This is a genomic window from Pseudogulbenkiania sp. NH8B, assembly GCF_000283535.1.
Taxonomy (GTDB): domain Bacteria; phylum Pseudomonadota; class Gammaproteobacteria; order Burkholderiales; family Chromobacteriaceae; genus Pseudogulbenkiania; species Pseudogulbenkiania ferrooxidans.
Map to the genome: position 1 here is coordinate 976,479 of NC_016002.1, position 24,974 is coordinate 1,001,452.

26 protein-coding genes are annotated in these 24,974 nt (G+C 63.3%); all 26 read left to right on the forward strand.

Annotation, left to right across the window (positions count from 1 at the left end):
- The first annotated feature begins 26 nt into the window (after nucleotides 1-26).
- The 26 genes from NH8B_RS04700 to NH8B_RS04825 all read left to right on the forward strand — a co-directional run bounded on the left by NH8B_RS04700 (nucleotide 27) and on the right by NH8B_RS04825 (nucleotide 24,962).
- Complete coding sequence (locus tag NH8B_RS04700; RefSeq protein ID WP_014086250.1) at nucleotides 27-251, forward strand: hypothetical protein; 225 nt, start codon at nucleotides 27-29, stop codon at nucleotides 249-251.
- Nucleotides 251-1,177: a hypothetical protein gene (locus tag NH8B_RS20750; RefSeq protein WP_014086251.1), complete on the forward strand. Its 927-nt coding sequence runs from the start codon at nucleotides 251-253 to the stop codon at nucleotides 1,175-1,177. The genes NH8B_RS04700 and NH8B_RS20750 overlap by 1 nt, the downstream gene beginning before the upstream one ends.
- Nucleotides 1,161-1,919, forward strand: coding sequence for an ATP-binding protein (locus NH8B_RS04710; RefSeq protein WP_014086252.1), 759 nt, complete (start codon nucleotides 1,161-1,163; stop codon nucleotides 1,917-1,919). The genes NH8B_RS20750 and NH8B_RS04710 overlap by 17 nt, the downstream gene beginning before the upstream one ends.
- A 106-nt stretch (nucleotides 1,920-2,025) precedes the next feature.
- Complete coding sequence (locus tag NH8B_RS04715; protein ID WP_148282939.1) at nucleotides 2,026-2,556, forward strand: hypothetical protein; 531 nt, start codon at nucleotides 2,026-2,028, stop codon at nucleotides 2,554-2,556.
- A 77-nt stretch (nucleotides 2,557-2,633) separates the two neighbouring features.
- Nucleotides 2,634-3,368 carry a DUF6441 family protein gene (locus NH8B_RS04720; RefSeq protein WP_158453612.1) on the forward strand — a complete coding sequence of 245 codons (735 nt, stop codon included), beginning with the start codon at nucleotides 2,634-2,636 and terminating at the stop codon, nucleotides 3,366-3,368.
- A 199-nt stretch (nucleotides 3,369-3,567) separates the two neighbouring features.
- Nucleotides 3,568-4,203 carry a hypothetical protein gene (locus NH8B_RS20755; RefSeq protein ID WP_014086255.1) on the forward strand — a complete coding sequence of 212 codons (636 nt, stop codon included), beginning with the start codon at nucleotides 3,568-3,570 and terminating at the stop codon, nucleotides 4,201-4,203.
- Nucleotides 4,204-4,214: 11 nt separating this feature from the next.
- Nucleotides 4,215-6,245: a phage terminase large subunit family protein gene (locus NH8B_RS04730; protein WP_014086256.1), complete on the forward strand. Its 2,031-nt coding sequence runs from the start codon at nucleotides 4,215-4,217 to the stop codon at nucleotides 6,243-6,245.
- A complete protein-coding gene (locus NH8B_RS04735; RefSeq protein ID WP_014086257.1) occupies nucleotides 6,245-6,463 on the forward strand; it encodes a phage head-tail joining protein in 219 nt (72 codons plus the stop codon). Before NH8B_RS04730 ends, NH8B_RS04735 begins: the two co-directional genes overlap by 1 nt.
- 3 nt (nucleotides 6,464-6,466) lie before the next feature.
- The gene (locus NH8B_RS04740) at nucleotides 6,467-7,930 is read left to right on the forward strand and encodes a phage portal protein (RefSeq protein WP_014086258.1); all 1,464 of its coding nucleotides are present in this window, start codon (nucleotides 6,467-6,469) and stop codon (nucleotides 7,928-7,930) included.
- 269 nt (nucleotides 7,931-8,199) lie between these two features.
- Complete coding sequence (locus NH8B_RS04745) at nucleotides 8,200-10,203, forward strand: prohead protease/major capsid protein fusion protein (RefSeq protein ID WP_014086259.1); 2,004 nt, start codon at nucleotides 8,200-8,202, stop codon at nucleotides 10,201-10,203.
- 67 nt (nucleotides 10,204-10,270) lie between these two features.
- Complete coding sequence (locus NH8B_RS04750; RefSeq protein WP_014086260.1) at nucleotides 10,271-10,615, forward strand: DUF2190 family protein; 345 nt, start codon at nucleotides 10,271-10,273, stop codon at nucleotides 10,613-10,615.
- Complete coding sequence (locus NH8B_RS04755; protein WP_014086261.1) at nucleotides 10,615-10,932, forward strand: head-tail joining protein; 318 nt, start codon at nucleotides 10,615-10,617, stop codon at nucleotides 10,930-10,932. The genes NH8B_RS04750 and NH8B_RS04755 overlap by 1 nt, the downstream gene beginning before the upstream one ends.
- The gene (locus NH8B_RS04760; RefSeq protein WP_014086262.1) at nucleotides 10,929-11,339 is read left to right on the forward strand and encodes a hypothetical protein; all 411 of its coding nucleotides are present in this window, start codon (nucleotides 10,929-10,931) and stop codon (nucleotides 11,337-11,339) included. The genes NH8B_RS04755 and NH8B_RS04760 overlap by 4 nt, the downstream gene beginning before the upstream one ends.
- Before the next feature lie 9 nt (nucleotides 11,340-11,348).
- Nucleotides 11,349-12,086 carry a phage tail tube protein gene (locus NH8B_RS20145; protein WP_014086263.1) on the forward strand — a complete coding sequence of 246 codons (738 nt, stop codon included), beginning with the start codon at nucleotides 11,349-11,351 and terminating at the stop codon, nucleotides 12,084-12,086.
- 43 nt (nucleotides 12,087-12,129) lie between these two features.
- The gene (locus NH8B_RS04770) at nucleotides 12,130-12,495 is read left to right on the forward strand and encodes a hypothetical protein (RefSeq protein ID WP_014086264.1); all 366 of its coding nucleotides are present in this window, start codon (nucleotides 12,130-12,132) and stop codon (nucleotides 12,493-12,495) included.
- Nucleotides 12,496-12,542: 47 nt separating this feature from the next.
- Complete coding sequence (locus NH8B_RS21035; RefSeq protein ID WP_255345170.1) at nucleotides 12,543-12,764, forward strand: DUF1799 domain-containing protein; 222 nt, start codon at nucleotides 12,543-12,545, stop codon at nucleotides 12,762-12,764.
- Between the two features lie 33 nt (nucleotides 12,765-12,797).
- Nucleotides 12,798-15,596, forward strand: coding sequence for a phage tail length tape measure family protein (locus NH8B_RS20150; RefSeq protein ID WP_014086266.1), 2,799 nt, complete (start codon nucleotides 12,798-12,800; stop codon nucleotides 15,594-15,596).
- Entirely contained in the window at nucleotides 15,589-15,933 is a 345-nt protein-coding gene (locus NH8B_RS04785) for a phage tail protein (protein WP_014086267.1), read from the forward strand. The genes NH8B_RS20150 and NH8B_RS04785 overlap by 8 nt, the downstream gene beginning before the upstream one ends.
- Before the next feature lie 2 nt (nucleotides 15,934-15,935).
- On the forward strand, nucleotides 15,936-16,631 hold the full coding sequence (locus tag NH8B_RS04790) for a phage minor tail protein L (protein ID WP_014086268.1): 696 nt from the start codon (nucleotides 15,936-15,938) through the stop codon (nucleotides 16,629-16,631).
- 62 nt (nucleotides 16,632-16,693) lie between these two features.
- Nucleotides 16,694-17,398, forward strand: a complete 705-nt coding sequence (locus NH8B_RS04795; RefSeq protein ID WP_014086269.1) for a C40 family peptidase — start codon at nucleotides 16,694-16,696, stop codon at nucleotides 17,396-17,398.
- On the forward strand, nucleotides 17,395-17,952 hold the full coding sequence (locus NH8B_RS04800) for a tail assembly protein (protein ID WP_014086270.1): 558 nt from the start codon (nucleotides 17,395-17,397) through the stop codon (nucleotides 17,950-17,952). The genes NH8B_RS04795 and NH8B_RS04800 overlap by 4 nt, the downstream gene beginning before the upstream one ends.
- A 95-nt stretch (nucleotides 17,953-18,047) precedes the next feature.
- A complete protein-coding gene (locus tag NH8B_RS04805) occupies nucleotides 18,048-21,173 on the forward strand; it encodes a host specificity protein J (protein ID WP_158453614.1) in 3,126 nt (1,041 codons plus the stop codon).
- A gap of 1 nt (nucleotide 21,174) precedes the next feature.
- Nucleotides 21,175-23,484, forward strand: a complete 2,310-nt coding sequence (locus tag NH8B_RS04810; RefSeq protein ID WP_014086272.1) for a tail collar domain-containing protein — start codon at nucleotides 21,175-21,177, stop codon at nucleotides 23,482-23,484.
- A complete protein-coding gene (locus NH8B_RS04815) occupies nucleotides 23,484-23,960 on the forward strand; it encodes a DUF4376 domain-containing protein (protein ID WP_014086273.1) in 477 nt (158 codons plus the stop codon). The genes NH8B_RS04810 and NH8B_RS04815 overlap by 1 nt, the downstream gene beginning before the upstream one ends.
- 16 nt (nucleotides 23,961-23,976) lie before the next feature.
- Nucleotides 23,977-24,420: a hypothetical protein gene (locus NH8B_RS04820; protein WP_014086274.1), complete on the forward strand. Its 444-nt coding sequence runs from the start codon at nucleotides 23,977-23,979 to the stop codon at nucleotides 24,418-24,420.
- A gap of 41 nt (nucleotides 24,421-24,461) precedes the next feature.
- Nucleotides 24,462-24,962: a hypothetical protein gene (locus tag NH8B_RS04825; RefSeq protein ID WP_014086275.1), complete on the forward strand. Its 501-nt coding sequence runs from the start codon at nucleotides 24,462-24,464 to the stop codon at nucleotides 24,960-24,962.
- The last annotated feature ends 12 nt before the right edge of the window (nucleotides 24,963-24,974 follow it).

Below are 24,974 nucleotides of genomic sequence, written 5' to 3' on the forward strand. Positions count from 1 at the left end.
CAAGATCGGCCGAAAGGGATTGGACGATGGTGACGTGGCAGGAGGTGAGCGGCCACGTGCCGAGTGATGCGCTGTATCTGGCGCAGCTGGCCCGACGTGGCTGGCTGGCGTGGAAAGAGCGCGAGGAGGCACGGCTGCGGCGGTGCCATGGTGATGAGTATATGAAGGCCGTGGGGCTGGCGCTGAAGGCGCACGGGTTCGACCTGGTGCCGTTTGTGCGGCCAATGCGGCGGAATTGGGAAGGGCGGTAATGCGGATTTTGTTGAGCGAGGAGGAACAGCGCTTGCTGGATGAGGCGAGCCCTCATGCCGAGCGGTTGTTCCGTCAAATGAGAGGCAGCATGGATCTGCGAACACGGATTGCTGGCCGTGGCGCGGGCAGGATGAGTCGCGCCGTGCTGGCGATCCACTGTCAGTACGTGCCGCCCAGGGGAAGCCATAACGCGGCGTGGAAGCCGTCTCTGCGTCAGATCGATGTGCTGATCGATGAGCTGGAACGCATTGGGCTTGTGAAGCGCTGCGCCACCCCTCAGGAGGTAAAGAAGCTGGTGGTGTTTTTCCCTGCTGCGGATACGCCTGAACAGGTGCGCCCTCGTGAGGAACGGGACATGAACGTTATAGATGAGCGTGACATTAACGTGATGGCTGAAAGCCTTGCCGATAAAGTGTTTCCGGTTGTTGCAGGTGGCAATGAGCGTGACATGAGCGAGCGTGACGAACGCGACATATCACATAGTCAGATAAATACAGATAGAGATACCGCGCGCGAGGAAGATTCGAGGGGAACCCCGAGTCTGGCAGTGCAGCTGTTGGTGGCGGCTCGCCAGCTGGGGGTCAACGTGGCGCATTCGGCCAACCCCGAGGTGCAGGAGTGGGTGGCGCTGGGGGTGTCGCTGCCGCTGTTGGCGCAGGGGGTGGCGAAGGCGCGGGGCTACATCACGGATGGCCGTGCGGTGCCGGCCAAGTATCTGACTCAGGTGCTGCGCGATCTGGTGCGCGAGCAGTCTGGTGTCGTTTCGGGGCAGAAGCCAGCCAAGCGGCCCCGGCTGGCTGCCGTGGGTGGCCGTCAGGTGCCGTCCTGGATGTCGATGCCGGATGCCGAGGCGCATCGTGCGGCAGCGGGCCAGCCTCCGGCGCGCGTGGCAAACGGGGAGGTGGATCATGACTGGATTGAGTAATCTGCAGCGTTACCTGCCGGCGATGGCTGCGGAGCGCGGGTTGGTCGAGCTGGGCGGCTGCTGTGATCAGCATGGCCCGTTTACGGTGCTGGGCGTGCCGGGTTCGACAGCACGCTGCCCGGCCTGCTGGATGGCCGAGGAGCGGTCTGCTGGCGAGGCGGAGCGGCGTGAGCATATGCTGCGGCGCTCGGGCATTCCGCGCAAATACCGTGAGGCTCGGTTCCGGGATCTGCTGCCGGTATGCGATGAGCAGGGGGCGGTGCTGTCGGCAGTGAAGGGCTGGGTGGGGCGTTTGGGGCGCGGCGAGCGGGTCGAGAACCTGGTGATCCATGGCGGGCCGGGCACGGGCAAGACGCATATGGCGAGCGCGGCGATGCTGAACCTCATCCAGCGTTGCGGGCTGTTCGCCCGCTATGCGACGACGTGCGAGATGGTCGACGAGATTGCGTCGTCGTGGGGTGTGCCGGGGCGCTCGGAGTCGGGTGAGCTGCTGCGCTTCGGCCAGTACAGGCTGTTGGTGCTGGATGAGGTGGATGTGTTCGACAATCCGAATCCGGCGATGCGGCACCTGAACATGGTGATCAATCATCGCTACAACGAGGGGTTGCCGACGGTGTTCGTAACCAACCAGACGCCGGCCAGGCTGGGCGAGATTCTCGGGCAGCGGGCGGTGAGCCGGATGTTCGAGGATGCGCTGGTGCTGGCGTGTCCGTGGGAGGATTACCGCAAGCGGGCGGCGTAGCTGCCGGATAATGACGCTGGCGTGGTAGAATTCTGCGCATGCGAGCCGTGCCCGTTAGAGGTTGGCCGCTGGGGAATTTCCTGTTCAGGGGTGAATGGGAGTGTAAGTGCTTCAAGAAACGATGATGTACGGCCTGTCGAATGCTGAGCTGGTGCACGTGGTGTCGAAGGCGATGGAAGTGTTGTCGTCTGGCGGGGCGAAGGCGATCGACTATGCTGCGGATGGTGCTGGCTGGTCTGATCTGACGGGTAATGATCGTTCGGCGGCGGGTGCTGTATGGGAGCGGGTATTGATGCTGCCAGCAGAGCAGAACCTGGCGTTGATGTGGCGGGTGTTGAAGGACAATCCGCGCCTGGGCGAGCCGGTGCTGAATGACCTGACGTGTTTCGTGGCGCATCACATCCGCGATGGAAATCGATTTGGGCGTGAGGGGTTGCGGTATTGGGTTCGGCATTGGGCCCGGCGCGACGGGTCCAGCCGCGAGGCGGCTCAGTTGTATGGGCGCTCTTACGATACGCATCAGCGGTTCTATCGCGAGCAGGTGCAGCTTTGCCTGGATGGTTGGTTCGTCGCAGCAAAGGGGGCGCTTGAGCAGGTGGTGGATGAGCAGTACGGAAATTATCGTCAGGCCGCTTGACACGGTAGAAATCTGCCATTAAAGTTCGTTCTTCAGTTACCCATATTGCGTCTACAGATAGCCCAAGGTCGAAAGCCTTGGGCTTTTTGCATTGTGCTTTGGGTATGGCTTGCTTCATCGTTGCTTCCTCCTTTGTCGTTGTTCGATGCCCCGGCCTGAGTGCTGGGGCGTTGCTTTTTGTGGTGGCTGTTATGTCCGGTTTGTCTATCGATCTGGAAAAGCTGATCAAGGATAAAGCCAACAAGGCACTGCGGCGTTTGCACTTCGATGCCAAGCCTCTGGTGGAAGCCAAGCTGCAAGACGAAATCCGTGCCAAGTTCAACGTCAGGAAGAAGTCGTTTCCCAAGACGTTCAGAGGGTATGTTGCGTACAAGAACCCGGCCCGACCTCCTGTCGCCGTGTTCAAGTTCTCTGAAATGAAAGTGCCGTGGATTGGTATCCATGGCACGGGTGGAACCGTGTTGCCTCGCAATGGCAAGGGCTTGCTGATCCCGTTCAACGTGCGCGGCCAGCGGCGACTCTCGAACCAGCAGTTCCGCGATGTGATCGCCGGGCTGATGCGGTCCGGGAACTACGACTGGCGCAAGGGGGACGACGGCAAGGTCTATCTGTTTGCTGAGAACATCCGCGACAACGCCGATGAACTGCGTCGCTTCGGCAAGACCAAGATCGGTGCAGATGGCAAGCGGCGGCGCGTTACCGAGTTGCCGGTTGCCGTGCTGGTGCCCAGGGTGAACATGCCCAAGCGCCTCGATGTCGACGACCTCACACGCCGGGTGGTGCTACCGATCTACCGCCAGTTGTTGGGGTAGTAGGATGAGTCAGCGCTACGGGTTGTGGTCTCATTACGCTCGGCACCAATATGGTGCGGCTTGATGGGTCCTTCCCCGGCCCCCGGGCATATACGGGTAGGCGGGGCCCGAGAGTTCGCTAGTCATAGGGGCCGCTGCCTTACTTAACTGTTAAGTCAGTTAAGCCCTGAATCTTCAATTAACTGGTTACAAATGAACGATGACCGAGGAAATGCGAAAAAGCGAGTTCGCCGACTTCCTCGGCGTTTCGCGTGCTTACATCAGCCAGCTTACCAAGGCTGATAGGTTGGTTCTATCGAGTGATGGCGATCGCATCCGTGTCCGCGAGTCGCTTGAGCGCATTGCCAAAACCGGCAGCGCTGACAAGTCGGCCGTCGCCGCCCGCCATGCTCTGGAGCGTTTAGCCAAGGGCGGCAGTGCGGCGCCGGTGGCAGAGACCGTTCGTGCCGCCGTTGGGTTGGATGCTCCGCCATCAGCTCAGTCAGTATCCTCGCCGGCAGCTGGCCTGCCTGATCCGGCCAGGCTTCTGCTGTCCGATCCGATGGCCGCCTACAACGTCGCCCGGGCGCAGAACGAACAGAAGCGCGGCGAGCAGATGGATATTGAGCTTGCCAAGTCCCGCCGCGAGTTGATTTCGCAGGATGGCACCGTCAAGGCCGTGACCGACCTGGCCTCGGCCACTCGCTCCGCTTTCGAGCGCATGCCCGATCGTATCGCCACCGTGCTGGCCGCTGAGACAGACCCGCACGCCGTCTACACCATGCTGCAAGACGAGATCGACAACATCTGCGCCACGCTCAGCAAACAGGCAGGGGAACTGCTCGACAAAATCTAGGGTTGATTGCCATGGACCTTTCCGAATTCACGCAGCGGGCCTATGAGTCCGTAGTGGCGGCATGGTCTGCGGCATTTGCGCCACGACCCCGTCTCACCGTTTCTGAGTGGGCCGATGCAAACCGCCAGCTCACCAGCGCCGAAACCTCCGAGCCTGGGCCATGGAAAACCGGTCGCGTGCCGTTCATCCGCGAAATTCAGGACTGCCTCAGCTCGAGCTCGCCGGTGCAGCGCGTCGTGTTCATGAAATCGACGCAGGTAGCAGGGACCGAGTCAGGTATCAACTGGACCGGCTACGTGGTCGACCAGAGCCCCTCCCCGATGCTGGTGGTGGAGCCGTCCATCGAGGTGGCCGAACTGTGGTCCAAGCAGCGCCTGGCCAACATGATCAGCGCCAGCCCAGTCCTGATGACCAAGATTCCGCCCGCGCGTAGCCGGGACGGCGGCAATACCACGCTACTGAAAGAGTATCCCGGCGGTGTGCTGCGCATTGGCGGGGCCAACTCGGCCAAATCGCTGCGCTCGATGCCGGTGAAAAACCTGTTTCTGGATGAAGTCGACGCCTACCCCGACGACCTCGACGGCGAGGGCGACCCGGTCGGGTTGGCCGAAGAACGCACCAACAACTTCCCGCGCCGGAAGATCCTGCTGGTCAGCACACCCACGGTGAAGGGTGCCAGCACCATCGAAAAGGAGTTTCTGCGCAGCGACCAGCGCTATTACCACGTGCCCTGCCCGCACTGCGGCCACAAGCAGCGCCTGGTGCATCAGCGAATGAAATACGTTTTTGCCGATGATCGTGACGGCGATCCGGATGGCCTCATCGATGTGGTTTACATCTGCGAATCCTGCGAGCAAGACATTCCCGAGCACCACAAGACGTGGATGCTGGAAAACGGCGAATGGGTGCCAACCTACCCGGAGCGGCAGGTGCGCGGATACCACATCAACAGCTATTACTCGCCGATCGGCCTAGGTAGGACGTGGAAAGAGCGCGCCCGGCAGTTCCTGCTGGCGCAGAAAGACCCAGTCGAGCTCAAGCGCTTCATCAACACGGCGCTCGGCGAGACATGGGAAGACAAGTCGAACAGCATCAAGGCCCACGAGTTGGCGCAGCGTGCCAAGCCGTACAAGTTGCGGGTGATCCCGGGTGGTGTGCTGCTGCTCACCGCGGGTATCGACACACAGGATGACCGCCTGGAAATGTACGTCTACGGCTGGGGCCGGGGCGAGCGGTGCCACATCATCGATCGCATCATCATCTACGGAAACCCAGCTGCGCCTAGCACGCCCGAGCAGCCCAACGTGTGGGACCAGCTTTCCTGCCACCTCACTGGCCAGTACCGCAACCTGTTTGGTGTTGACATGCGTATCGAGGCGGCTGCCATCGATACGGCGGGTCACCACACCCAGTCAGCGTACCGGTTTGTGCGCAATTGGAAGGGGCGCACCCGGCTGTTCGCTGTCATCGGACGGGACAACAAGCCACTGGTCAGCCGTCCCTCGAAGGTCGATGTTGACGACGGCGGCGGCACAGTAAAGAACGGCCTGCAGCTGTGGACGGTTGGTGTCGACAAGGCCAAGAGCGCGCTGTTTGCCCGCCTGCTGGCTGATCGGCAAGCGATGGAGTCCGGCGGCGAGCTGTTCATCAACTTCAGCGACGACCTGGACGACGACTACTACGAGCAGCTAACCGCCGAGGTTTACGACCCGGTCAACAAGAAGTGGAAAAAGCGCAAGGGGCAGGAGCGCAACGAGGCGCTGGACTGCTGGAACTATGCCTACTTTGCCGCCTGCGCGCCGCCGCTACGGATACAGAACGCGACCGACGCCGATTGGGCGGCCCGCGAGCTGATCATCCAGCCCTCGGTGCGGGATATGTTCGCCGAGCCGGTACCCGATAGACCGGCCCCTGAGCCGCCTCCCGCGCAGCGGCCTGCAACCCAACCCACAAGCCCCGCCCCTAGCGGGGCTTCGTCGTTTTCGGAGCCGGATCAGAACGGTTACCTGCCCGATGCCGATGACTACTGGAGAGATGATTGATGACCACCTTCACCCTGGACGACCTGCGCGGCGTCGAGCAGGCCATCGCCACCGGCGAGCTGACTATCGAGCGCGGCGGCGACCGCGTTACCTACCGCAGCATGGACGACCTGATCCGGGCCCGCAACGTAATGCGCGAGGAGATGTCAGCCGCTGGCTTGCTGCCGGGAAGTGGTGGGCGTCACGTCACCACCTTCGCCCAATTCGACCGGGACTGAGCCATGAACCTGATTGATAGCCTGGTCGGGTTTTTCAGCCCGATGGCGGGCGTGCGGCGCTGGCAGGCCCGGCAGGCGCTCGAGCATGTGCGGGCCTACGAAGGCGCGAAGAAGGGGCGCCGCACTGCCGGATGGAATACGCCCGGCACCAGCGCCAACGCAGAAAACCTGATGGCCTTGCCCACGTTGCGCAACCGTAGCCACGACCTGGTGCGCAACAACCCCTGGTGCAAGAAGGCGCTGGAGACCTGGGTGGGTGATGCCATCGGCGCCGGCATACGCCTCGGCATCAGCAAGGGCCATGCGGCCGGAAAGGGCTGGCTGGCATGGGCGGAAACCACCGCCTGTGATGCGGATGGCCTGTCCGACCTCTACGGCCTGCAGGCACTGGCCGGGCGCTGCATGTGGGAAAGCGGCGCCGTGATTATCCGTCGCCGCTGGCGTCGCACGTCGGATGGCTTGCCGGTGCCATTCCAGGTGCAGGTACTCGAGCCGGATTACCTCGACCACGACAAGACCGAGGAGACCAAGACCGGTTACATCCTTGGCGGGGTCGAGTTCGACAAGCTGGGGCGTCGCGTCGCCTATTGGTTGTTCGACCAACACCCCGGCGAGGCCTCTCGCTACGGTCGCGTCTTGCAGTCCCGGCGCGTCCCCGCCGACGACGTGATCTACGCCTTCAAGCGCTTGCGTCCCGGTCAAATCCACGGCGTACCGGAGTTGGCGCCGGTTATCCTGCGCGCCCGCGACCTGGACGACTACGAGGATGCCGAGCTGACGCGCAAGAAAGTCGAGGCGTGCTTCAGCGTTTTCGTCACCAGCGAAGGCGGCGCCGGCAGCGGCGTCGGCGATGTCGGTCAGGATGCCAAGGGGCGGCCTACCGAGCGCGTCGCACCGGGCATGATCAAGCGGCTGCTGCCCGGCGAGTCGGTCACGTTCGGCCAACCTACCGCGACCGCCGGCTATGCCGACTACGTGCGAGCGGGGCACCGCGCCCTTGCGGCTGGGGCCGGGCAGACCTACGAGCAGTTGTCCGGCGACTTATCTCAGGTGAATTACTCCAGCCTGCGCGGCGGCATGCTTCCATACCGCCGCAGCATCGAGGCATGGCAGTGGCTGTGCTTCGTGCCGATGGTCTGCCAGCGCATTGTTGGCTGGTACAACGAAGCCGCCGACCTCGTCGGCAAGCGCCCCATACCTACCGGTACCGAGTGGTCGGTGCCGAAGCTGGAATGGACTGACCCCGTCAAGGACATGAAGGGCGAACTGCTCAAGGTCGCCGCCGGCGTCCAATCGTTCAGCGAACTGCAGCGCCGCCTTGGTAACCAGCCGGAAACGGTGCTGGCGGAGCTGACCGCCGATTGGGAGCGCCTGAGAGAGGCCGGCATTCCGATCAGCCTGGACGGGCTGATTGCGCTGCTGGCTACACCGGATGAACCATCAGGAGCCAACGATGGGAAAGCTTAGCCTTTTCGTGGGATTCATGGTTGTGATGATCCTGCTGCTCTGGTTCGGCTCTGGAGATTCGTCCAGGGGCAGCGTGCCGCCACTGCCAATGCCGAAAAAGCCACCTCCGCCCATGCCAAAAGTGAAGTTGCCAGCACCTCCGCCCCCTAGGCGGATTTGCTGCCGCTGTTACTGCTGTGGCGACAAAGCGCAGCCGCCGCCGTGCAGCGTGAGTCACCGCGCTGATCCATGACCCGCCATCAGGCGGGTTTTCTCGTTTTGGAGGGCCTATGCCTCAACCCAACCAGCAAAGCCAGCCGCCGGCGCAGATCACCCGCAACGGCCTGCCGCTGGTCTCGCGGCTGCTGTCCGTTGACAGCGGCACCATCGATGTCGAGCAACGCACCGTCGAGCTGGTCTGGTCCACCGGCGCTGCCGTGCGGCGCTTCGACTGGAATAACTGGCGCTACTACAACGAATCTTTGTCGATGCTGCCGGAGCATTGCCGGCTCAACCGCCTCAATGGCGGGGCGCCGATGCTCAACACCCATCAGCAGTGGGATCTCAAGGACCAGATCGGCGTCGTCGAGAAAGCCTGGCTGGACAACGGCGAAGGCCGTGCCTTGCTGCGCTTTTCCAAGCGCGACGATGTCGAGCCCATCTGGCAGGACGTGGTCGACAAGATCGTGCGCAACGTCAGCGTCGGCTACATCGTCCACACCTACCAGATCACCGAGCGCGACGGCCAGACCCCGGAATACCTCGCGGTGGACTGGGAACCGACCGAAATCAGCCTGGTACCCGTGCCGGCCGATGCAGATGCCGGCATCCGCAGCGCCATGCGCCCGGACGATGCGCCGAATTATCCGGTGCGATACCTGCAAGCCAACCAGGACGACCACCACGTCGATCCAATTCAGCCGCAAGAACCCGAAACTCGAACTCAGGAACCGACCATGACCCCGGAAGAAATCGAAGCCCTGCGTCAGCAGGAACGCACCGCCGCCATGCAGGCAGAAAATCAGCGCCAGAAGGACATCCGTAATCTGGTTGGGCTGTACCCGCAGTTGGGTACCGACTTCGCCCGCACCCTGATGGATGACCCCGCGTGTGATATCCACCGTGCCCGCGAGCTGGTGCTGGAGCGGCTCGCCCAGAACAGCGATGCCAACCAGGAACGCAGCGCCGCCAATGTCGAAACGCTGCAGGATGAAACCGAGGTTCGTCGCAGCGCCATGCAGGCGGCCATCCACCATCGCGCCTTCGGTGGCGATCTTCCCGAGGCGGCACGCCAGTATCGCGGGATGAACCTCACCGACATGGCGCGCGCCTGCGCCGAAGCCGCCGGCGCCAACGTGCGTGGCCTGGCTCGTTCCGAGATTGTCGAGCTGGCGCTCAACAACACCCGCGGCTACGGCATGCATACCACGTCGGATTTCCCGGTGATCCTGGCCAACGAAGCCAACCGCTCCATGTTGCAGGGCTATGAGCTGGCCGGGCAGACCTTCCGCCCGCTGGTGCGCGAAGTCTCCGCGCCGGACTTCAAGGACGTGGTGAAGCTGCGCGTAGGCAATCAGGTTGAACTCAAGGAAGTGACCGAGGCCGGCGAATTCGAGATCGGCAACCTGAACGATGCCGAGAGCGAGCGCTACAAGCTGCGCACCTTCGGCCGCATCGTCAACATCAGCCGTCAGGTCATCATCAACGACGACCTCGGCGTGTTCACCGACACCGCCTTCGGTTTCGGTCGTAGCGCCGCGAACCTGGAATCCAACCTGGTCTGGGGCCTGATCATCAACAACCAGAAACTGGGCGACGGCAAGGCGCTGTTCCACGCGGGTCACGGCAACATTGCCGCCGCCGCGGCTGCCGTCGGCATCGATGCCATCGACGCGCTCGACCAGTTGATCGGGGCGCAGACCGAGCCGGGTACCGGTGACGATCTCAACCTGTACGGCAAGTACATCCTGGTGCCGCGCACCCTGCGCCTGGCTGCCCAGCGCGCCATCGGCTTCGTGTCGGCCACCGAGGTGGACAAGCTCAACCCGCTGGCCGGCCAGTACCAGGTCATCGCCGAGCCGCGCCTGACCCGAAACAGCGCCGCCCGCTGGTATCTGGCGGCCGGCCCGGAATCGGCGCCGACCATCGAATTGGCCTACCTCGAGGGCCAGCGTGGCGTGTACACCACCAGCCGCGAGGGCTTCGAGGTGGATGGCGTGCAGGTCAAGGGCCGCATCGACGTCGGTGTCGGCCTGATGGATTACCGCTGGATTACCACCAACCCGGGCCAGTAAGCCCGCTGACGCCCCATGACGCCCGCCTTTGCGCGGGCGTTCTCATTTCCTGATCGGAGATTGACCCATGCGCAATTACAAATCCACCGGCGCCACCCTGACCCAAGTCGCCACCGCCGTGACGGCTTCGGGTGATCCGGTGCTGAACGGCAATCTGTTCAGCGTCGCACAGCACGCTGCTGCGATCGGCGACCCGCTCTCCTCGACCACGCTGGGCGTGTACGAGCTGCCGAAAGACGCCGCGGCCGTGTTCACCCTCGGCGAGGAAGTCTGGTTCGACCCCGCTGCCAAGACCTGCGGCGAGAAAGCTGCCGGCAAGCACCTGATTGGCACCGCTTTCGCCGCAGCGGCCAACGGCTCCACCAGTGTGGACGTGCGCCTCAACGGCACCTCGACCACCGTCGCCGCCTGATGAATGCCTTTGACCGCCTGAACCGCAGCCTGGGGCGCCTGGCCAGTGATGGCGTCATGGGTGAGTCGGTCAGCGTGGACGGCCAGCCCTACACCGGGGTTTTCCACCGTGAGGATGGAAACGGTGTGGCACTGGGCTTCGTTCGCGGCGAAGCGCTCAAAACCGCCACGCTGGCCATCTTGCTGGCCGACCTCGGCAGTGCCGTCATCGGCGAGGGGGTTGCTGTCGTGGCGGACGGCGATAACTGGCGCGTGTCGCAACCGCCAGAGCGTCGCGGCGATGGCTTCCTCACCCTCTCTCTGGAGCTGCAACCATGAGCAACCGCAGCGCGCTGCTGATCGCCCTGGCCGGTGCCGTCAAGGCGGCAGCGACTGCTGCCGGCATTCCCGCCGGCAATCAGTTCGAAAACCGCACGGCCGACATCGGTTCCAGCCAGTTGCCGGCGCTCAATATTCGCCGCCGGAGCGATGGCGGATTGTCCGAAGCCACCAGCGCCAGCCGCACCCGCCGGCTGGAACTGGCGATCGACCTCTACGGCAATGGTGACAGTCGTTTCGATGTACTCGATGCAGTAGAGGGTGCCATCACTACCGCCGTACTGGCGCTGAAGGAAAACCTCTACTACGTCGTTTCCGTCGAAGTCGCCACGGACTGGGATCTGGAAGATCTCGCCATCGCCTACGCTGCCGCGCGGATCGTGGTCAGCATCGACTACATCGCATAGGAACACACCATGCCTCAAAACCTCAGTTTCATCGGCAAGGGCGAACTGCACCTTGCTCCTCGTGGCACCGGCCAGTATGTGTCGGTGCTCAACCTGGCTTCGCTCAAAGTCTCCCCTGAGATCGATGAAAAGAAGCTCGCCAATACCACCTCTATCGCGGGGGGCGATCTCGACATCTACGCCGAGGTCAAGGGTGTTGGCATCACCTTGGGGGGTATCAGCCAGTTCAGTAAAGAGAACCTGGCGCTGCTGCTCAAGGGCAGTACCTCCAGCGTTGCGGGCGGCGCGGTTGTGGCCGAGCCCATCAAGGGCTATGCCGGAAAGCTTGCAGCTCTGGCCAAGATCGTCGACACCACCAAGCCGGTTACCGTGAAGAGCGGCGCCGCCGAAATCTCCGCCGCGGACTACATCGTCACGGCTGGCGGCATCCGCTTCCTGGCGGGTGCCGGTGGCTTCGCTGATGGTGACGACCTGGATGTCGATTACACCGCCTTGGCGGCCGAACGCATCGATGCGCTGACTCACCCGGGGCAGGAGTACGAGGCCCGCTTCATCGGCCTCAACGCTGCCGACGGTGGCGCGCCGGTCATCGTGCAGTGCCACCGCGTGCGCCTGGGTGCGGGCGGCCTGGATCTGATCAGCGAAGGCAGCGATTTCGCCAAGTCCGAGCTGACCGGCAGCCTGCTGGTGGATACCGGCAAAACCGGCAACGGCATCAGCCAGTACCTGTACATGCTGCGCGCCTAAGTACAACCCGTAACGCCCCGCCCTGGCGGGGCCGGAGAACACCATGTTTGTCATCAATCAGAACCCGATCATCAAGTGGCCGGTGAAAGTGGTGCTGCCGGCTGACGGTGGCGTCGAGCAGGCAGCCGAGCTGGTTGCGCATATCCGCCTCCTGCCGCCCGAGCAGTATGAGTCGCTGACCAAGATCGAATCGTCCGAGACGCTATCCCGGGCGCTTGAGCAAGGCAGCGCGGCGCTGTCGGAATTCGTGGCTGACTGGGAGTCGGTACGCGATCCGCAAGGTGAGGTGGTGCCGTACTCGCCGGAGGCGCTGCGGTCCGCCCTGACGGGGGCGGGGGGTAACTACGTCGCGCTGGCGTTCTGGAAGGCGGTACACGACGTACACCTGCACGGCCGCGAAAAAAACTGACCTCCGTTGCCCGGCATCTTGCGTATGGCCTGCCGGGTGACGTGGAGGTGTACGCGGCCAATGCGTCAGCAGTGCGGTTGTGGTTGAGCGTGGCCGGGCAGTGGCGTCGTGCCGGCATGACTGGCCTACCCGTCGCGCTGGACTACGCCGCCGTCGAGTCGGTGATGAACATGCAGGCCATTCCCCGCCGGCAGCGGGGGGCGCTGCTGAATGACTTGCGAGTCATGGAGCGGGTCACGCTGGACGTGTGGAGCGAACAGCGTGGTTAAAAGTCGTAAATGCCACAAGAAAGGGGTACAGCCATGGCGGCGGTAAACGGTGGCTCGCTGGTCATTAGCGTGGAGGCCGATGTTGCCCATCTGCAGGCCGGGATTACGGCGGCCAGCCGTGCTGTTACGGCTGGGTCGGAGCAGATGGAGGCTGGTGCAAGGCAGGCTGCCCACGCGCTGGAGGCTGTGGGCGACAGTGGCGGGGCAGCGGCTGGCAAGATCGACCAGTCGACCAGCAGCATGATCAGCGATATCCAGCGCACCACGGCGGCGATGCAGGCGGGTGGCAAATCCAGCAGCGAGTATTTTCGCTTGTTGGCCGGTCAACGCGGTGTCGATGCCGATGCGCTGAGGCCCTACCTCGATCAACTGGATGCCGTGTCGGTCAGGCAGCACAGAACAGGGGTCAGCGCGGCACAGATGCAGGCGGCTCTGCGCCAGGTGCCGGCACAGTTCACCGATATCGCTGTCTCGATTGCGTCTGGCCAGCAGCCGCTGACCGTGCTCTTGCAGCAGGGTGGGCAGCTCAAGGATATGTTTGGTGGCGCGCTGCCGGCTGCCAGGGCGCTCGGCGGCTACATTGTTGGATTGGTCAACCCATACACGCTCGCCGCTGCTGCCGCAGCGGGACTGGCGTACGCCTACTACGTGGGCAGCCAGGAGGCTGACGGCTACACCAAGGCGCTGATCCAGACCAACAATGCGGCAGGCACGTCGGCCGACGCCATGGCCACCATGGCGGCCCGAATCGCCGAAACGACCGGGACACAGCATGCCGCTGCCGAGGCGCTGGCCGCGCTGGCCGGGTCGGGTAATGTGGCGTCGGTCAATCTGCAGCGTTTTGCGGCGGTCGCGCTGGAATCGTCCGACGTGACCGGCACGGCGGTTGAAGAGATAGCCAAGCAATTCAGCGACCTGGCCAAGGAGCCGCTGAAGGCGGCGCTCAAGCTGGATGAAAGCATGCGCTTTCTGACCGCTTCGACCTACGAACAGATCGAATCGCTGGAGAAACAGGGGCACGCCACCGAGGCCGCCAATGTGGCGCAGAACGCCTATGCCGATACGCTGGCGGCGCGCACCAAGGAAATGCAGGGCAACCTCGGCACCATCGAACGCAGCTGGAACGCGATCAAAGACGCGGTGAAGGGAGCGGGCGATGCGCTGCTGGATATCGGCCGTAAAGAGCCGCTGGCGGAGCAGATTGCCGAGAAAAAGGTTGCCCTAGCCCGCGCCAAAGCGCACGCGGGAGACTTTTCCCAGCCGTCAGGGCTGGTGGCGCAGCTGTCCAACGAGCTGGCTGGGCTGGAGGCGGATGCGCGGCGCCTGCAAACCGATGCCAATCGGGACGCCGAGCGCGAGGCGACTCGCAAGTCGGGTATTACTGCGCTGAAATATCTGGACGATATGACGGCCCGCGTTGCTAGTAACGCGGATAAGCGCAAGAAGGAAGTTGAGCAGTATCGTCGTGCCGTGGCCGACCTGAAAGCTGCCGGAGGGGGCGCTGAGTACACGCCGGAGCGCATGAAGGCCGATGAGGCCAAGATTGCCGACAAATACAAGGACCCCAAGCAGCCGAAGCCCCGGAAGGGGCCGACGTCGGGTGGCCTGAATAAATTCGAGTCGGCCGAGTCCAGTCTCGATGCGGCAATATTGAGTGCGCAGGAGTACGTCAAGCGGCTGCAGGATCAGTACAGCGGGGTCGCGTACGCCAATGAGCTCACGCCTGGTGAGAAGAAGCTCAACGAACTGACGGAGCGCCGGAAAAGCCTGCTCGAGAACGAGCGAAGCTTGTCCGCCGAACAGAGAAAAAACCGCGACCTTGAACTGAAGTCGCTTGACTCGCAGATCGCAAAGGCCACTCGGCTTGCCGAGATCGAAAAACAGGGTATCGCGATCAAGCAGGCTGCCGAGTTGAGGCGACAGTACGAAACTCCACTTGAACGCCTGCAGCGCGAGCATGGCGCCGCCGTCCGCGATATCACCGGCAATGCTCAGTTGAGCGAGGAGGAGCGTCAGAGGCTGCTTGGGCGTGAGAATCAGCGCAATCAGCTGTCTATCGATCAGGTGCAGAACAGCGTTCGTGGCGATCTCGGCATGCTCTCGGACACCGATAAGATTGTACAGGCTCATCAAGAGATGCAGCGACGTATCTCCGAGGCGTGGGCCGAGGGATCGCAGGAGCGAGTACAGGCGGAAGTAGCCGCACAGCGGAAGCTGCAGCAGGACATGACTGCGCTGGAGAATCAGAAGGCCAGCCTGATCCTGAGTATGTCAGGTCAGGTCTTCGATGGGCTTGCTTCCATGGCCGAGCAGGCAGGGGGCAGACAGTCGGCCGCTTACAAGTTGATGTTCGCCATGAGCAAGGCGACGGCGATTGCCCAGGCCATCATCAACACCGAAGAGGCGGCGACCAAGGCCATGACTCTGGGGCCGATTCTTGGCATACCTGCCGCTTCGATGGTCCGCGGGCTTGGCTATGCCTCAGTTGGCGTGATGGCTGCGCAGGCAATTCAGGGCATGGCCCATGACGGTATCGACAACATCCCGCGTGAGGGCACCTGGTTGCTGGACCGTGGCGAGCGGGTAGTGGACAGCCGCACCAACGAGGACCTGAAGCGCTACCTGGCGCGGCAGAATCAGGGGGCGCAGAGTGGTGGAGCCAAGCTGAACGTGGTCATCAACAACAATGCCGGCGCGCAGGTGGACGTACAGCAGGGGGTGGGCAAAGACGGCGCAGCGCAGCTGATTATTACCATGGAACGCGTGGCGGATTCGGTCTACAGCCGCCGCCAAGCTGCCGACTTAAGGCCAGGAGGTGTTCTGAGTGGCTGAAACGTTTGATTTTCCGTTTGAGCTGGGCGCTGGTGGAGACGAAACTCCGCGCACGCGCCAAGTCAGCTTTGGTGACGGTTACCAGCAGAGCATCGAGGACGGCATCAATACGCTGCAGGTGTCGTGGGGAATCACGATCAGTGGTGATCACGCGCGCATTATTGCCGCGCGCGATTTTCTGCGACGACATGCCGGCGTGCGCTGGTTCTGGTGGCGCCCTCCGTTGGAGCCGGAACCCATCAAGGTCAAGTGCAAGAGCTGGCGGCCGGTGCATGCCAGCACCACCTCCGCTTCTCTGGCGCTGACGCTTGAGCGTGTTTACAACCCTGGAGCCTGACCATGGCCATCATTGACGCTGAAATCCAGCTGCTCAACCCTGACGCCCAAGTGGAGCTCTACGAAATCCGCCCTCCGTCCAGTATCACGCTGGAGCCGCTGCGCTTCACCGCCAGCGGCAACGGCTTGCCGCTGGCCTTCCAGGGTTTCACCTACGAGCCGTGGGCGATCCAGGCCAGTGGCTTCGAGAGCAGTAGCAAGGGCAGCGCCCCGCGGCCGACCTTGTCGGTCAGTAACATCGCCACCACCGACACCGGTCAGACGGTAATCGGCATTTTTACAGCGCTGGTGATGCAGTACCAGGGGCTGGTGGGCTGGACGGTGATCCGCCGGCTGACCTACGCCAAGTTCCTCGAGGGCGGGGAGCGGGCCGGCGTGCCGGAGATGCACCCGGAGGAAATCTGGCTGATCAATCGCCGGTCGGGCGATAACGGCGAGGTGATCGAGTTCGAGCTGCGCTCGGCGCTGGATATGGCAGGCCGGCGCGCCCCGGGCGTGCTGGCGACCCGTTACTGTCCGGCGCACGTCACCTACCGTGGCGCCGACTGCGGCTACATGGGCGCGGCGATGTTCGACAGCAACGACAAGTCGACCAGCGACCCGCTCAAGGACATTTGCAGCAAGCGGCTATCTGGCTGCCAGTGCCGGGGCAATTCCGAGCATTTTGCCGGGTTCCCCGGCATGCGCCGGTATAGCTGATCCCCTCGTTTCATTGTGCAAGCCCCGCCATCGTGCGGGGCTTCGTCGTTTCTGGAGCTTCTATGCGCGCCACCCCTTCACAGATCGGCCAGCTGCTGGCGTTGGCCGAAGCCTCGCCGCATGCCGAGATTTGCGGCGTGGTGCTGGATTCCGGACGGCTCTGGTCGTGCCGCAACATCGCTACCCGGCCCGCCGATCAGTTCGAGATCGATCCGGTTGACTACGCCGCGGCCGAACGCCTCGGGCGGGTCGCCGGGATCTGGCACAGCCACCCGCATGGCGGGGCCGAGCCATCGATGATCGACCGTGCCATGTGCGAGCGCACGGCGCTGCCCTGGCACATCGTCAGCGCGCCGGATGGCGACTACCGCCTCATCGAGCCCTGTGGCTGGCTGGCGCCGTACGCCGGCCGTCCGTACTGCTACGGGCTGTTCGACTGCTGGGAAATCGTCCGTGACTGGCACCGGCGCGAGCGCGGCGTAGCGCTGTGGCGCAAGCCGGGCACCACCGACGGCTGGTGGGCGAAACACGACTGGTCGGCGGAATGCATTGCAGCGGCCAGCCTGGTGCCGGTGGCAGGCGACCTGCAGCCGGGCGACATCCTGCTCATGCGCTGCATGCCGGATTCCGTCGGACCCGATCACGCGGCCGTGTACGTCGGCGAGGGGCGCATTCTGCACCAGCTGCGCAATCGGCCGTCTGACTACTCGATCTACGGCGGCCACTGGCAGCGCATCACCACCCATCGTTTGAGGCATTCCCCATGACAGCAGTCCGAACCATCCGCCTCGGCGGCGCGCTCGCCGAGCAATTTGGCGCCGAGCACCGCCTTGCCGTCGATCACGTCGGCGAAGCGGCGGTGGCGCTGAATGTGCTGTACCCGGGTTTCAACAACGCGATCCGCGCTCTGGATGAGCAGGGCGTGGTGTTTCGCGTCACGGTGGCCGATCGGGACGTCTCCGAGAACGAGCTGACCTTGGTCTCGACTGGCGACATCCTGATCATGCCGGTGATTGCCGGTGCCAGCGGTGTGGTGCAGACCGTGGTGGGCGCCGTGTTGATTGTGGTCGGTGCCTACTTTGGTCAAGGCTGGATGGTCCAGGTGGGGATTGGCATGGTGATGGGGGGCATCGTCGGAATGATGACGCCGATCCCGAAAATCGACGGCGGCAGCGCCGAGAGCGGCAACAGCAAATCGTCGTACCTGTTTGGTGGCACGCAAAACACCGGCGCCCAGGGCATGCCGGTGCCGGTGGGCTGCGGGGTGCGGCGCTACACGGGCATCATTGTCAGTGCCGGCATCAGCGTTGAGGATGTGTGATGAGAGAGCCTATTTTTGGTGCTGGAGGCGGCGGAGGCAAAGGGGGCCGTGGCTCTGCGCACACGCCTGTCGAGGCGCCGGATACCCTGCAGTCCATGGCGACCGCGAGAGTCCTGATGCTGATGGGGTTGGGGCAAACGGTTGGTCCTGAGAATGGGCTGCAGTCCATTCTTCTCGATGGCGTTCCTGTTGCAAACTCTGACGGATCGTTGAATTTTGAACGGGGTTATGTCGAGTGGCGGATTGGCACTCAGGATCAGGACCGCATTGACGGATTCAGCGAGATCGAGACCGAGTACGGCGTCGGCGTCGAGGTCAAAACGACCACGCCGGCAACGCGCCAGATCGATGATCTGGATGCCGACGCGGTGCGCGTTACTGTGTCGGTGCCGGCATTGCTGGAGGTCAATTCCAGCAACGGCGATACCTACCCGACATCCGTCGAGGTCGCCGTCGACTTGAAACCGGCTATCGGCGCTTGGGTCGAGGCCAAGCGCATCACCATCAGCGGCAAAACACGCAGCAAATACCAGCGCTCGGTACGCGTTCCGCTGGACGGAGCCGGGCCGTGGCAGGTCCGTGTGCGCCGCATCACGGCGGACAGCTCCACGCAAAACCGGCAGAACATCACGACGTGGGACAGCTACACCGTCATCAACGACGCGCCGCTGCGGTATCCGAACTACGCATTGCTGGGGTTGCGCTTCGATGCCAAGGCGTTTTCCAGCTTCCCGAAAATCGAGGTTCGCTGGAAGCTCGCCGTCCTGCAGGTGCCGAGCAACTACGATCCAGCGACGCGTTCCTGCAGCGGGGCGTGGGACGGCACGTTCAAACCGGCATGGAGCGATAACCCTGCCTGGTGGCTGTGGACCTACGCCACCGACAGCCGCTACAACGTCAACATTCCGCCCGGCGCCTGGAAGTGGGATTTGTACCGCATCGCGCAGTGGTGCGACCAGCTGGTCAGCGATGGCCAGGGCGGTGCCCGGCCGCGCTTTACCTGCAACTTCATCCAGTCCGAGAGCGTCGACGCGTGGAAAGTGCTGCAGGACATCGCCTCGGTGTTCTGTGGCAGGGTGTTGCCGTTTGCTGGCGGGGTGCGGGTGACGGCCGACATTCCCGGTGACGTGCCGGCCAAGCATTTCATGCCGGCCAACGTCAAAGAGGGGCGTTTCACCTACAGCAGTACCGAGCTGGCTGATCGTCAAACGGTGGCCGTGGTGTCGTTTGTCGACCCGGACGATAGCGACAAGCGCGCGACGGAGTACGTGGAACATACCGAGGGCCTGGCGCTGTACGGCTACCAGCCGGCCGAGGTGGCTGCCGTCGGTTGTACCAACCGCGCCCAGGCGCAGCAGTTGGGGCGCTACATCCTGGAAACCGCGCAGAGCGAGACCGAGATGGTGTCGTTCGGCACCGGCACCTACGGCATGGATCTGATGCCGGGTGAGCTGTTCTACGTGGCCGACCCGACAGTGTCGGGCGGACGTTTCGGCGGTCGGCTGCTTGGCGTGGATGGTGTGGCTGTCCTGCTCGATGCTCCGGTGTTGTTGTCCGCCGGCGTGAGCTACAGCCTGGAGGTGCCAATGCCGGACGGCACGCTGGTGCGACGCGGTGTGACCAATGTGGCCAGTATGACGTCCAGTCTGGTGCTGGTCGCGCCGTTCCCGGATCAGCCGGTCGAGGGAGCCACCTGGCTGCTGGTGGCTACCAACGTGCAGCCCACGCTGTGGCGTTGCGTGCGCAACGCCGAGGCCAAGGACAATCCCGGCGAGCGCGAGATCAGCGGCGTGCAGCACGATCCGAACAAGTGGCAGCGCATCGATCAGGGTATTCGCGTGGCGCCGCCGCCGTCCTCGCTGATCTCTGGCGAGCCGGAGGGGGTGCGAGGGGTTCTGATCAGCGAGTCATTGCGCGAGGTCGACAAGGCCGTCATCAACGTGGCGGATGTGTCGTGGCAGATGCCTGGTGCCGCGGCGCGATTCGAGGTTGCCTGGAGGATGAACGGTGGCAACTGGGCGACGGGCACCGTGTATTCGCCCTCGTTTGAAATTTTGAGGCCAGGGGCCGGTGATTTAGAAGTTCGGATTACCTGCGTCGACGTGCTGAGTCGCCGTGTGATGACGATGGCCAGTGCCAAGCTGTTTGGGCTGACGAAATCACCCGAATCGCTGACCGGGTTGGATATGGCGCCGTTCAATGGATTTGCACTGTTGTCGTGGCCGCAGTCACCCGACATCGATGTGCGGGTCGGGGGCGTCATCCGTATCCGGCACTCGCCACTGTTGTCCGGAGCCTTGTGGGATAGCGCGACGGACGTCGGCCCGTCGATTCCGGGCTCGGCGACGCAGGCGACGCTGCCGTTGCTGTCGGGTACCTATCTGGCCAAGCCGGTAGATAGCGGGGGGCGTGAGTCTGGCGATGCCGTATCCGTATCGACCAACGCCCCCGCCATCATGCAATTCAACGCGGTTGAGGCATTGGTTCAGCATCCGGGTTTTGCCGGACAGGGGGCTGGTTGCATTGGAATCGATGGGCGTCTCAAATTGGTTGGAGTCCTGTCCATGGATGACTGGCCGGACGTCGATTCGCTGCCATCCTGGGACACGGCAGGCGGAGTCATTCCGCGTGGCGAGTATGTGTTTGATCGTCTCGTGGATCTGGGGTCGATCGACACATGCCGCATCACAGCAGCCATTGAGACGGAGGGTTACCTCGTCACGGATGTCATGGACAGTTGGGGCGATGTCGATTCCCGTCAAAGTTGGGATGGGTCGCCATCCGGGCTTACGGCTGCTGTCATCGAAATCTCGACCACAGACGGTGATCCGGCGCTCGGAGATTGGTCGGCCTGGTCGATGTTGCGCATCGGCGATTACAGGGCGCGTGCATTCCGTTTCCGCGTGGTGCAAGAGTCGTTCGACCCTCTGGCAACGGTGGATGTGCTTGCCCTGTCCGTCACGGTGGATATGCCGGATCGCATCGTCGAATACGCTGACCTGGCCGTCCCTGTGGACGGGCTGCGGATCAATTTCAGTCCGCCATTCAGGTCGATCCCTGCAGTAGGCGTTACCGCACAGGGATTACAACCTGGCGAATACGTAGAAATCACAGCCCGCACCAAAGCGGGCTTTTTTATTGCCATTAAAAACGCATCTGGCCAAGGCGTGCAGCGCACTGCCGATGTGATCGCAAAGGGGTATGGATATGACGCAGCATAGTATGGCGATCAGCAATGCCAACGGTGCGGCCGTCAGGGCTGACGTTTCCGCCGCGCTGCAAGCGCTGGCCTCGAACAATGGCGGCAATGCCGCGCCCGGGGTGACGTATCCCGGCATGTGGTGGTCGGACACGGCAAGTGGTGTGCTCAAGCAGCGCAACGCGGGTAATACTGGATGGGTCGTGCGCGCATCTCTGGCCGAGACCATGGTGGTGCCGCGGGTCGCCGACACCGCTCTGGTGGTCGGTGACTATGGCCGCTGCATTATCGCCACCGGCTCTTGGACGCAAAGCCTCGATGGCGCGGCGACGCTGGGCGATGGCTGGTATGCCGAATATCGCAACAACGGCACGGGCGTGATCACGCTTGACCCCATCTCCGGCGAGACTATCGACGGAGCGTCGACTGTCCAGTTGGCGCCGGGTGAGGCGTGCAAGATTTTCTGCAGCGGCATGGAATTTCATACTGTCGGCCGCACTGCCTCTGCCCAGCAAAACCAGACGGCCACAGCCTTCGACTCGACCGGAGTCGCGCCGAGCTACGCGCTGACGCCGGTACCGGCGTTGACGGCCTACGCCGGCAACACGCGCTTCCACGTCAAATTCCACGCGGCCGGAACAGGGGCGGATACGCTGAACGTGTCGACGCTCGGGGCGAAGAGCATCAAACAGTACGACAGCGTAGGTAACAAGGTTGCGCCCGTGATTGTGGCGGGCCAGCTCGCGGATCTGGCATACGACGGAGTGGACTTCGTGATTCTCGATCCGCTGCCGCCGGCTCTGGGTATGTCAGTACCGGTTCGTCAAACCGTGTTGTCGGGCGTCGCCGATGCCAATGGCCGCGCCAACTTCATCAGCGCTGGCGCCGGCCTGGCGTGCAGCCTGTCCGCAACTGCAGCGGCGCTGGTGCTGGCGTTTTCCGCTGGCTTTGGCCCGAGCGGGCAGGTTGACTATGTCGAGAGGCTGACCGCCGATGCCGCCAATTTTTGGTCGGCCCTTCCCGCGAATAACTTGAACTACCTGACCGTCACCCGCAACGGTTCCGGCAATCTGTCGGCTGGTTCGACGCTGGCCCCGGTGCAGTACGGCTACGCCTACAACAAGGCGGCACAGGCGCTGCTGCATTTTGATGGCGTGGCTGGTTCGACTTCGTTCCTGGACGACTTCGGCAACACCTGGACCGCGCAGGGCGGCGCCAAGCTGCAGAGCAACTGGAGCAAGTTCGGCGGGACGGCCCTGGGTGGTGGTGGCGCCAACAACGCGCTCAACGGCACGACGGATTACATCAAAACCTCGAGCATTACCACGCTCGGGAATGGAGGCTGGGCGCTTCGGGCTCATGTACGCCCTACGGCCATCCCAGGAGCCGGCGGTTACGCCTTGATCTGCAACTTGGGCCAGGCCTCGTCGCAGTACGGCGTGTACCTCTGCATCTTCAACAACGGCGGGGTAACGAAATTCACGTACTTCCTGTCCAGCAATGGAACATCGTGGGACATCTCCGGTGGCACCCAAGGGACCACCACCCCTGTAGCCAACACGGACTACTTTGTCGAGCTCACCTACGATCCTGTTGCCGGCGTCTATCGCCTCAACGTCAATGGCAACCAAGAAGCCAGCACTGCCAGTGCTCTGAAGGTATGCGCCGGGGCCGGATTGGCTGTTGGCGGGGTGTACAGCTACGCGACAAACCTGTGGACTGGCTACATCGACGAGTTCGAGTTCCTGCCGTACTGCGACCACCCGGCTGGTACCGCCTACACTGTGCCGACCGCAGCCAAGTCGATCGCTACCCCGGGCTATGCGTCCGACTGGTTCGACCTGTCTACCTTCACGATGAAATCGCCATCGGCGGCCAGTACCGGTGCCGGCAGCAACCCGACATTCACCACCAGTAACAAGCTGTACGTTGGCGAGGCGGTGACTGGGGCTGCCGGGGTGTCGAGCGTGGTGAGCTACGCATATCAGGGTCGATACCACTCGGCTGATACGGCAATTCCGGGGGTGAGCACCAGGACGGTGTTTTCCTCCAACCTGGGCGTTCCAACAGACCTACGCAGAACGCGAGTGCGATTGCGAAACTACACGGCTGACGCTGGTTTCACGCCGGGGATGGTGACGACGCCGGGGGTGGCCGGCAGCTCAACCTACGCTGGCGGTGAACAGACAGCGCTTGAGGACCGGAACACCGTTAGCGTGGTGACCGGCAGCCAGGGCAACGGGTTCATTTTATTCAACCGAACCTCGGGCGCGGCAGTCGCTTGCACCGCCGCGAACTGGAAAATGTTCGTGGACGACGAAAGGGCATTCTGATGGGTTACTACATTGACAAACAAGGCCGCCTGTACGCCGGGGACATGCAACCCGGCGACCGCGAGGCAACCGCCGGCGAGGTAGCGCAGAAGCAGCTTGGTACCGCAATAACGGCAAAGATGGCTGAACTGGCCGCGGCCTGCCGGGATGCCATCTACGCCGGCTTCACTTCCAGCGCACTCGGTGAAGTGCGCTCGTACCCGTTTCAGGATAAGGACCAGGCGAACCTCAACAGTTCCGTGACCGCCTCGATGCTGCCCGGCAACGCGGGCGACTGGACCACTCCATTTTGGTGTGCCGACGCCGCCGGCAAATGGACGTGGGCCCCGCACACCGCCGAGCAAATCCAGCAGGTCGGGCGTGATGCGATGGCAGCAAAGCTTGCCCAGCTGCAAAAAAACGAGGCGCTGCAGAAGCGGGTGGAATCTGCCGCCACCATCGAGGACGTGCAATCCATCCAGTGGACCGTCGCGTGACGGGAGGCACATAACCATGAACTGGCGCTACCGTCTCGACCAGCCCTACCACCACGCCTCGGCAAACCTGCAGGGCGTGGAATTCCGCAACGACTGGATCGACGTCCGTCACGGCTCGATCGTGATCCAGCCCGGCTATGCCTGGGACGGCTGCAGCCCGGCATGGCGTCTGCCTGCCGGGCTGTGGATCGGCACCCCGGACGGCCCGCTGATGCCCGAAGGCCGGCCGCAGACGTTCTACGCCAGCCTGGTACATGACGCCCTGTGTCAGTGGAAGCGCGAGATCCCGCTCCGCAAGGCAGCGACCGTGGCACTGTTCGCCGAGCTGCTGCAGGCGGCGGGCTTCCCGTCGTGGCGGGTGCGGCTCTACGCCGGCGCCGTGGCGCGGTTTGGACCACAGCGGTTTGGTGGTGATGTGATGACAGTAAAGAGCCGGGTTAACCGGCTCAATTCATTTTGAGGCCCCCGAATGGGGGTTTTATTTTTACCAAGGTGAAATTGATGACCAAGACCATCCGGCGCCGCGTGGCGCTGTTTTTCGTGGCGCTGTTGACCGGCGTTGTGGCGCTGTTCGCATTCCGTTCGCTGGCCACCGCCACGGTGGCAGCCTTGCTGTCCGGTCTGTCTGCCCAGGCGATTGCCGGTACCGCTGGTGCGGGTGCAGGCAAGGCGGGGGCGGCAGCGAGCGGCGTGCACGGGCAGGCCATTATCGGGGCGGGCATCGGCGCGGCGCTCAAGCTGCTGCAGCTCAGGGGCAGGCCTTGGCCGGAGCGCCTTGTGGTGACCGGTGCGTCGTTCGCCGCGGCGTACTACGCCGGCACGTTCGCCGCGCAGCGCTGGGCGTTGGAGCCCGGCGGCGTCGCCCTGGTGGGCACGGCGGCGGCCTACGTGGTGGTGCCCGTACTCGACGCCGCGCGCACCGTGCTTGAGGACATCCCGTGGCTCAAGCGCCTGCTGTTCCGTCGTGTCACGGGTGTCGCCGACGAACAGGCCAGCAGCTGATCGCCCTGATCC

Bases quoted from the DNA above. Each gene is read 5' to 3' on its own strand.
- NH8B_RS04700 (WP_014086250.1), top strand. From the start codon at position 27: ATGGTGACGTGGCAGGAGGTGAGCGGCCACGTGCCGAGTGATGCGCTG.
- NH8B_RS20750 (WP_014086251.1), top strand. From the start codon at position 251: ATGCGGATTTTGTTGAGCGAGGAGGAACAGCGCTTGCTGGATGAGGCG.
- NH8B_RS04710 (WP_014086252.1), top strand. From the start codon at position 1,161: ATGACTGGATTGAGTAATCTGCAGCGTTACCTGCCGGCGATGGCTGCG.
- NH8B_RS20755 (WP_014086255.1), top strand. From the start codon at position 3,568: ATGACCGAGGAAATGCGAAAAAGCGAGTTCGCCGACTTCCTCGGCGTT.
- NH8B_RS04730 (WP_014086256.1), top strand. From the start codon at position 4,215: ATGGACCTTTCCGAATTCACGCAGCGGGCCTATGAGTCCGTAGTGGCG.
- NH8B_RS04735 (WP_014086257.1), top strand. From the start codon at position 6,245: ATGACCACCTTCACCCTGGACGACCTGCGCGGCGTCGAGCAGGCCATC.
- NH8B_RS04740 (WP_014086258.1), top strand. From the start codon at position 6,467: ATGAACCTGATTGATAGCCTGGTCGGGTTTTTCAGCCCGATGGCGGGC.
- NH8B_RS04745 (WP_014086259.1), top strand. From the start codon at position 8,200: ATGCCTCAACCCAACCAGCAAAGCCAGCCGCCGGCGCAGATCACCCGC.
- NH8B_RS04750 (WP_014086260.1), top strand. From the start codon at position 10,271: ATGCGCAATTACAAATCCACCGGCGCCACCCTGACCCAAGTCGCCACC.
- NH8B_RS04755 (WP_014086261.1), top strand. From the start codon at position 10,615: ATGAATGCCTTTGACCGCCTGAACCGCAGCCTGGGGCGCCTGGCCAGT.
- NH8B_RS04760 (WP_014086262.1), top strand. From the start codon at position 10,929: ATGAGCAACCGCAGCGCGCTGCTGATCGCCCTGGCCGGTGCCGTCAAG.
- NH8B_RS20145 (WP_014086263.1), top strand. From the start codon at position 11,349: ATGCCTCAAAACCTCAGTTTCATCGGCAAGGGCGAACTGCACCTTGCT.
- NH8B_RS04770 (WP_014086264.1), top strand. From the start codon at position 12,130: ATGTTTGTCATCAATCAGAACCCGATCATCAAGTGGCCGGTGAAAGTG.
- NH8B_RS20150 (WP_014086266.1), top strand. From the start codon at position 12,798: ATGGCGGCGGTAAACGGTGGCTCGCTGGTCATTAGCGTGGAGGCCGAT.
- NH8B_RS04790 (WP_014086268.1), top strand. From the start codon at position 15,936: ATGGCCATCATTGACGCTGAAATCCAGCTGCTCAACCCTGACGCCCAA.
- NH8B_RS04795 (WP_014086269.1), top strand. From the start codon at position 16,694: ATGCGCGCCACCCCTTCACAGATCGGCCAGCTGCTGGCGTTGGCCGAA.
- NH8B_RS04800 (WP_014086270.1), top strand. From the start codon at position 17,395: ATGACAGCAGTCCGAACCATCCGCCTCGGCGGCGCGCTCGCCGAGCAA.
- NH8B_RS04805 (WP_158453614.1), top strand. From the start codon at position 18,048: ATGGCGACCGCGAGAGTCCTGATGCTGATGGGGTTGGGGCAAACGGTT.
- NH8B_RS04810 (WP_014086272.1), top strand. From the start codon at position 21,175: ATGGCGATCAGCAATGCCAACGGTGCGGCCGTCAGGGCTGACGTTTCC.
- NH8B_RS04815 (WP_014086273.1), top strand. From the start codon at position 23,484: ATGGGTTACTACATTGACAAACAAGGCCGCCTGTACGCCGGGGACATG.
- NH8B_RS04820 (WP_014086274.1), top strand. From the start codon at position 23,977: ATGAACTGGCGCTACCGTCTCGACCAGCCCTACCACCACGCCTCGGCA.
- NH8B_RS04825 (WP_014086275.1), top strand. From the start codon at position 24,462: ATGACCAAGACCATCCGGCGCCGCGTGGCGCTGTTTTTCGTGGCGCTG.